8 protein-coding genes are annotated in these 6,497 nt (G+C 63.7%); all 8 read left to right on the forward strand.

What is annotated here, in order from left to right; all coding sequences use genetic code 11:
- The first annotated feature begins 360 nt into the window (after positions 1-360).
- Positions 361-1,248: a helix-turn-helix domain-containing protein gene (locus tag NFL01S_RS33595; RefSeq protein WP_062980363.1), complete on the forward strand. Its 888-nt coding sequence runs from the start codon at positions 361-363 to the stop codon at positions 1,246-1,248.
- Positions 1,249-1,250: 2 nt separating this feature from the next.
- Positions 1,251-1,442 carry a DUF397 domain-containing protein gene (locus NFL01S_RS33600; protein WP_062980364.1) on the forward strand — a complete coding sequence of 64 codons (192 nt, stop codon included), beginning with the start codon at positions 1,251-1,253 and terminating at the stop codon, positions 1,440-1,442.
- A 208-nt stretch (positions 1,443-1,650) separates the two neighbouring features.
- Positions 1,651-1,992: a hypothetical protein gene (locus NFL01S_RS33605; RefSeq protein ID WP_062980365.1), complete on the forward strand. Its 342-nt coding sequence runs from the start codon at positions 1,651-1,653 to the stop codon at positions 1,990-1,992.
- A 588-nt stretch (positions 1,993-2,580) separates the two neighbouring features.
- Positions 2,581-3,468, forward strand: coding sequence for a PQQ-binding-like beta-propeller repeat protein (locus NFL01S_RS33615; RefSeq protein ID WP_062980367.1), 888 nt, complete (start codon positions 2,581-2,583; stop codon positions 3,466-3,468).
- A 225-nt stretch (positions 3,469-3,693) separates the two neighbouring features.
- Positions 3,694-4,023, forward strand: a complete 330-nt coding sequence (locus NFL01S_RS33620; RefSeq protein ID WP_062980368.1) for a DUF6317 family protein — start codon at positions 3,694-3,696, stop codon at positions 4,021-4,023.
- A complete protein-coding gene (locus tag NFL01S_RS33625) occupies positions 4,020-5,258 on the forward strand; it encodes a hypothetical protein (RefSeq protein WP_062980369.1) in 1,239 nt (412 codons plus the stop codon). Before NFL01S_RS33620 ends, NFL01S_RS33625 begins: the two co-directional genes overlap by 4 nt.
- Positions 5,259-5,267: 9 nt before the next feature.
- Entirely contained in the window at positions 5,268-5,927 is a 660-nt protein-coding gene (locus NFL01S_RS33630) for a hypothetical protein (RefSeq protein WP_062980370.1), read from the forward strand.
- Between the two features lie 166 nt (positions 5,928-6,093).
- Positions 6,094-6,453, forward strand: a complete 360-nt coding sequence (locus NFL01S_RS33635; RefSeq protein WP_280508152.1) for an RDD family protein — start codon at positions 6,094-6,096, stop codon at positions 6,451-6,453.
- The last annotated feature ends 44 nt before the right edge of the window (positions 6,454-6,497 follow it).

Consider the following 6,497-nt stretch of genomic DNA (forward strand, 5'->3'; position numbering starts at 1 on the left):
CAGCGTGTAGCCCTGTCGTCGAGCCAGTCTGCGGATGGCCTCGGTGTGCTGGGAATGATAGTGCGTAGAGATATCAGTGCGGAGATAGCCGAGGGCTCGGGGACGGTGGGGATGATACTTGCCGATCGGCTGAGTCATGGCGGCACCTCGATCGCGACGAAGAGACATGGAAAGCGCTTGGGCACTGGATGTTCGGAACCGTCATCGCCTAGCGCGGTCCTATGACACACTTCGGAAAGCTTGTTGTTCCACCGAATCGGAGCCCCCGGATGAAGTTCTCTGAACTACCAGAGCGAGAACCGTGCCAGGTAGAAGCATTCGCCGAATCGGTGAATCACACATCCCCGAAACGGAGGCGAGATGCCTGAAGACCCCAGCGGTACTGGATCGACACTGCCTCGGCGCCAGCTCGGAAGACACTTACTGGAGTGGCGAACCCGAGCCGGTTACACCCAGGCCAAGGCGGCCCAGCTCCTGGAGATGGGCGCAACAAGCCTCGGGCGACTCGAGAAAGGGGAAAACTCACGGATCAAGACCCGTGACATCCAGGCGGCCTGCGACCTCTACGGGGTGCCTGACGATCTGACCTCTGCCCTGGTTGGGCTGGCGAAACAAGCGAATGTGAAAAACTGGTGGCACCAGTATGGGGATCTGATCCCAAAGGATTTCGACGTGTACGTCGGTTTGGAGGCGGCGGCGACGAAAATTCTTTCGTACCAACCCGATTTGGTGCCCGGGCTGCTGCAGACCGCCGACTACGACCGCGCGTTGGCGTATGAACAAGGCCCAGACGAAGACCGCGAGCACTTGGATGGACGTGTCCAGCTCAAGATGCAGCGGCAGAAGATAATAACTCGACGTACACAACCGATCATGTTCGACGTGGTTGTCGGTGAAGCTGCCCTCCGGAGAACGGTCGGCGGCCGCGGCGTCATGGCCGCGCAGCTTCGGCATTTGGCTGATATGTCCACCCGTGACAACGTCGAGCTGGCTGTTCTCCCTTTCACCGCAGGTTTTCCAGGCGGCATCTCCATGCCACCGTTTGTCGTCCTCCTGTTCGGCGAATCAGCGCCCGGCGAGCCTGTAGAGCCACCGGTGGTTTTTCTGGAGGGAGTGGTCGGCAATATGTACATCGAAGATCGCGACGACGTGGAGAAGTTTCTCCGGACGTACGATCTGATCAGAGGTAGGGCGCTTGCCGGACCGGATATCCGACAAGCGCTCAGAGAGTCAGCAAGGGAGCGGTGAGGATGCGCACTGACCTATCGGGTGCAAGCTGGTTCAAGAGCAGCTATAGCCAGCACGGCGGCGAGTGCGTGGAGGTCGCACACATGACCGACATGGTCGGTGTTCGGGATTCGAAGGACCCGACCGGTCCGGCGCTCGTCTTCGGGCACAGCGAGTGGGAGGCATTCCTCCGGGCAGTCGCCACCGATAGCTGATCCGCTGGTCGAGGCGGTCCCGTCGGCGGATCAGTCGGGGTTACAGGCAACCGGCGAACAACCGCACCGCAAGCGGTTGATCGCTTGCCTGGTGTACTGCGGCCGGCGGGCACCGTTGCGAGATTGCGGTATCTTTCCATCGGTCGCGGTTCGGGGGCAGCGGCAGATCCGTCCCCGGCCGGTTGTGAGGGAGCTGGAGGGGAATGCCGTGAAGGCCGGCAGCGGCGTGGACAGGGTTGCCCGCAAGATCGCGATAACCGGGGTGGCCGGGATCGTCCTGATTCTGGGTGGTGTGGTCGTCGCTGTGATCGCGCGATTCATCGATCCGCCGTTTCCGCTGACCAGAACGTACTCCAGCCGGTCGGCGGACTTCTCGTCCGAGAATGAGATCACCGCGCACGGCGACGACGTATTCGGCGAGTTCTCGGATATCCGGATCGAGGACGCCTCCGCGCATTTCGCGAACACCGCGATTATTGCCGCTGCCCGCAGCGCTAGTCGCACTGGCCGCGGCCTGGTTCCTCGGCCGCCGGAAACCGAGTTCCTATGACGGCGTGGGCGGGTTGGCCCTGCTGCTGGTCTTTGCGCCGTTCGGGTATCTGCTGGTCGTCCTCATGGGGCAGCACCTGCCCGGTCTGCACAGTTATATCCGGGACGAGTACCCGTACTACCCACAGTGGACTCTTATCCTGGCCGCGTACGGGCTGGTCGGCGCCGGAATTCTGCTCGTCAGCGGGCTCGCGGTCATGCCCGGGTCTGTGCGCTCGCTGTCACAACGGGGTTTGGTGTTGTCGCTGGTGGCCGGGCTGGTGGTGGCCGGGGTGGCGGCCGTCCGGTTCGGTGACGACGACGCCAATATCGAGCAGCGGACCGCCGCACCGGCTGATATCCCGCCGGTGCCGGCCGCTCTGGGCACGCAGCGCTACGCACTGATCACCGACGAACTGACATCCGACGGCCGGCTGGAGAATCTGGTGATCGCCGGTACCGGATTCGTCCTCGCGTCGGAGAGCGGGCTGACCGCATACGACGGCGCGACCGGAGAACGGCGCTGGCATTACCGGGCAAGGATGTCGACCGCGAGCATCCGCTCGCGTACTCGCCGAGTTCGCTGTGGTCGCTCGACGGCGGGCAGATCGTGGCCGCGAAGTGGGAGCGGTGGGGTTGGAAGGTGTTCGACGCGATCACCGGCGAACTCTTGCGGGACAACGCCGTATTCGGCGACACCGAGGAGGACGGGGAAAGCCTGGTGCTCTCCGGTCGGGAGCGTCGGCCCGGAATGGTGCTGTACGAACGAGAAGGCACGCTGGCACGGTACGACGCCCGGACCAATGAACTGCTGTGGTCGACCCAACCGCTGCTGCCCGGATGCCTCCGCGGTCCCCTCTCCACGGCCGCCACCAGCACCACGGTGATCGTGGTCGCCGGTTGTCCGGGCGAGACGAACACAGTACGAATACTGGCACTGGACGCCCACACCGGTGCGGTCACAGCCACCCGCGATGTCGCGCACGGCATCGACTACGACCTACTCGACCACGCCGACGTGCAACTCGTCGACGACGACGCGGTGGTGGAGTGGTTGGCCGGTGAGCACCACCGCCACCTGGTGATCGGCGCACCCGGCGACCTCACCACCGCAGCCGAACTCGACGGCACACCGATCACCGCGGATCCGCACAGCGCCGAAATCTTCGGGGGCAGCTCGGTAATCGACACGATTTCGGGCGCCCTGCGGTCCACGTATCCCAGCGCGCACCCACCCCGTGAAGTGAATGAACTGCGTGAGGATTCCGAAGGAAGGACGGTCTTCCTGACATCCGAGCTGGTCGAATTGGACAATGCGGGCCCCGACCTCGCCCTGCGCACCCTCCCCCGGGCCGGCACCTCGCCCCCGACAGTGCATCCGCTCGCCGCGCCCGGGAACTGCGGTGCCGCGACGATACTGCCCGTCCCTGGGGCGGTGCTGGTCTTCTGCCCCCGTGCTCCGGACAACGCCCCGGGGATCTTCGGCTTCGCGCCCTGAAACCTGACCGCTAGTGGCCCTGGCACGCAGAAGCGCACAGTCCGGGCCGAGAATGCTGATCCCGGCGGCCGGGACCGCCGCCGCGACATGCGGGGTGGGCCGACCTGGCTCTCGAGAAGGATGCGGCGCCATGGGGGTTGTGCGATGCTCGGACCACTCTTGGATCAGAGCTCGGCGACGCTGGTATCGTCCCGGCATCTCGGCAGAACGAAAGGGGGGCGCGGGGTGACTGGTCCACTTCAGGTCGATATCGATGTTTTGACGAAAACCGTGACCGGGCTCAGGAATTCGCAGCAGATGCTCGAGGACGCACTGAAGGCGATGGCCGATGTGGGTGCTGCGAGTATCGGCACCCAGGCCCTCGATGACGCAGCCGACAGCTTCCAGCGGAGGTGGCATTTCGGGGTGCAGCGCATCGGCGAACTCTCCCGGACCACCGCCGACGGCGTCGACCAATGCCTCGCCGCCTACCAAGCAGTCGACAACGCGACAGCTACTGCCCTCGGTCAGGTCAACAGTGCGCCACCCACTACCGGTGAACAAGGGCAACCGTGACCGATAACCCGTACCCGAATCTCGGCTACAACCCCGTCCCCGGCGTACCCGACGATGTCGCCGGCCTGAGCAACCGCGTCGAGACTGCCGCCGAGGCGGTGCGCGAAACCAACGATCTCTTGGCTCGACTGCGCAACAGCAACGACGAGGTCTGGCGCGGCGAAGCCGGCGACGCATTCCGGAGTCATTTCGACGCCACCCTCGCACAAGATCTGGGCTACACCCAGAGTTCGCTGGAACGCGCGGTCACGGTCCTCGGGGAATGGAACACCGCTCTTGTCGGATTCCGCGACCAGGCAAAAGCGCTGGACCAGGAAGCCGGCGTCGCGGCCGCAGAGGTCAACAAGGCCGTCACCGAGGTCCAGAACGCAAACGCCAACCCCGATCTCGGCCTGGCCAATCAGGTGTTCGACGACCCCGCCGCACTCCAGGCCGCACAAACCCGGCTCAATGCCGCCACCGCACGGGTGAATGCGGCCAACACAGCACTCGACAACTGGTTGGGGACCCAGGACTCGATCGCCGCGCGCGCTCGCGACCTGGCCACCGAACACGAGAATGTCGCCAAACGGATTGCTTCCGAACTGGATACGGCCGCCAAGGATTTTGCTCCGAGCGAACCCGACAAAAGCATCTGGGACAAAATCAAGGATGCGATCGGAGCGATCGGCGAGTGGATCGACGAGCACCGGGAGGGAATCCATACTGCACTCGCCATCACCGCATCGGTCGCAGGACTGCTCGCGCTGGTCACACCACCGCCGGTTTCCGCAATCGCACTCGGTGTGTCCTTGGCCGCCGGTGCCGGAGCGCTCGCCCTCGATTTCACCGACCCCGAGATACGTGAGGGCCTCATGTCCGGCGATATGAGTGCCTGGATGACCGTGGGTGGCGATGCACTCAGTGTTGTTCCCGGCGGGGCCGCTTTGGGCAAGGCGGCATGGGCCGGCGTCCGAGGGCTGGACGATGTCAGCCGCATGGAGGGGATGCTGAATGCCTGGCAAGCGGGTGCGCACGACCCCGGAATCGTGATGAAAGGTCTCGCAGTACCGGTTGATTCGGCCCTCAGTGCCGCGGCACAGAGCGCTCCTGCGATAGCCCCGGTCTACAAGATTCTGCAGGTAGCCGATATTGCCGGCACTTCCCCGTTGCCCAGCGCAGCACCGGCGATGGCGATACTGTCCAGGGCCGGTTCTTCTGTGGCGAACCTGGTCGGTCTCGGAGGGGATGAGTAGCGCACCGAGATGCCGAACGACAAACTGCGCTCCGCACCGACCATCGGTATCGAAATTCCGCACGGGTACAACGAGATCCCGCTCGGCGATCTCGACGCGCTCATGCAGAGGGTCGGCCCGGTGATCACCGATTCCGTTCCCGGACAAATGCGCAGCGACGTACCGAATGTACTGGGAGCCCTACATTTCATGCTGGCCACATTGGCCGCGAACAACGCCCTCTACAGCGGTATCGGTCTGCACCGCACAGCAGAATCGGATATCGAGCGCATCGCTGTCTCGTGGTTGACCGTTTCCTCCTTCGATTACGGAGAAGAACGGAATCCGAGACTGGTGCTCAGCGAACTGATCCAAACCAAGGCCGCCGCGAACTCACAAGGAAAGCTTGCGGTGGTGGAAACACCGACCGTCCCTATTCTCTATTTCGAATGGACCAGAAAACATGTGGCACCGGACATCCTGAGCTATCCGGCCGCCGATTCCACAGAAGTGTTCCAGATCGAGGCGACAGTACCGTCCCGAGACGGCACCGCGATCGCCGTGGTGGAGTTTTCGACCGCCGACACCGAGGCCGGACCACAATACCGCGGAATGATTCTCGATATGGCGGCATCGGTCACCTTCCCAGAACCGCCACCCGACATGGGGAGTTCCAGTCTTGCGCTCTGACGAAACACCGCAGCGAAACATACGGCCGATCCACTACTCACGAACCGAACCGGCCCGCCGGGAGGCGGATTCGGGCGGGCGTCCCGCGAACCCCATGCGGCACAAGAAACGTGCCGGTGGGACCACGGGAGCCGCCACCCGTCCGAGAAGTGTCGCGGACAGCCTCATGGTCGGGGGATGGGAGTATTCGTATACTTCGAAGCCGCTGAGATACACACTTATCGCCATCGCATTCACGGTGGACATGCTGGTGCATATCGCAGTGGGTGTGGCGGTGTGGTACACCTTCGACCATTCCCCGGAACCACCCTGGAATCCGATCATGTCCGGTGTATTCGCGGGTCTCGCCGCGTCGTTCGTTCACCGGACATTCGTCCAGCGACTGATCCGGACCACACTCGGCAAAGCTCTTTTCGGTCTGCGACTCCGACGGCAAGACGGCACCTATCCGACGTTGTGGGCACTGGTCAAACAGTGGTTCAGCGGGACCTTCGCCGCACTCGAGGTGGTTACCAGTCTGGGCTGACCGAGCAGCCCCGGGGTAATCGAGGGCTTTCCCGGACCGACTAA

It is taken from the genome of Nocardia flavorosea NBRC 108225 (assembly GCF_001613385.1).
GTDB lineage: Bacteria > Actinomycetota > Actinomycetes > Mycobacteriales > Mycobacteriaceae > Nocardia > Nocardia flavorosea.